The organism is Streptococcus sp. 959 (genome assembly GCF_013277075.1).
Taxonomy (GTDB): domain Bacteria; phylum Bacillota; class Bacilli; order Lactobacillales; family Streptococcaceae; genus Streptococcus; species Streptococcus pseudopneumoniae_C.
The window spans coordinates 1-860 of sequence record NZ_VMMF01000024.1; the positions used below are offsets into that span (position 1 = coordinate 1).

Annotated in this window: 1 protein-coding gene; it reads right to left on the reverse strand. The window is 41.4% G+C overall.

Features of this window, described 5'->3' with window-relative positions; all coding sequences use genetic code 11:
- Nucleotides 1-860 (reverse strand): YPDG domain-containing protein (locus HT717_RS08020; RefSeq protein ID WP_191995414.1); only part of this gene is annotated, 860 nt, incomplete at both ends.

Here is an 860-nt window from a genome sequence, read left to right on the forward strand (position 1 = left end):
TGATTTCAATCTCACTTGGTGTTTCAGTTGTTGGTGTTTCTGGTGTGACCTTAGCTGGTGTTTCTACTGGAACTTCAACTGTTGGTTGACCTGGTTCAGTAATCTTAGCTGTACCTGGAACTTTACCTTCTGGTAATTCACTGTTTGGTACTTTACCTTTACCGTCTTCACCAATTGTAACTGTGATTGGCTTGCCATCTTTACCTGGGATTTCTACCTTAGTTCCTGGTGGGTATGTTGAACCATCTGGTTTCTTCGGTGTTACTGTAACGTCACCTGTCTTAGGATCTTGTTCAACATCTACTGTTGGTGTCTTACGAGCTGGTGTTGTTACATCCACTGGTTGTGATGGTTTCTTGTTAGGTTCTGTTACTGTTCCTGTACCTGGGACATCTTTCTTAGGAAGTTTGTCATTTGGTACTTCACCTGAACCATTGTCGCCAATTGTAACTTCGATTGGTGTGTTGTTTTCACCTGGAATCACTACCTTGCTGCCTGATGGGTATGGTTTTCCATCTGGTTTCTTAGGCGTTACAATCGCATCACCATTTGGTTTGCGTGTGATTTCAATCTCACTTGGTGTTTCAGTATCTTGATTTGTTACCGTTACATTTACAGGGACTTCTTCTGTTGAGCCGTCTGGATATGTGACTGTAATCTTACCTGTGATCTTATCGCCAGGATTCTTATCTTTTGGAATTGTGACTGTTACTTTTCCTTTGTCATCTACGTCGATAACACCTGGTTGATCACTTACGTATGTTGTTTTGGCTGGAATGTCTTTTCCATTTTCTTCTTTCAATGGAATTTCAACCTTAGAACCTGGTTTTCCACTGCCATCTTCATACTTCGGTGTGTAA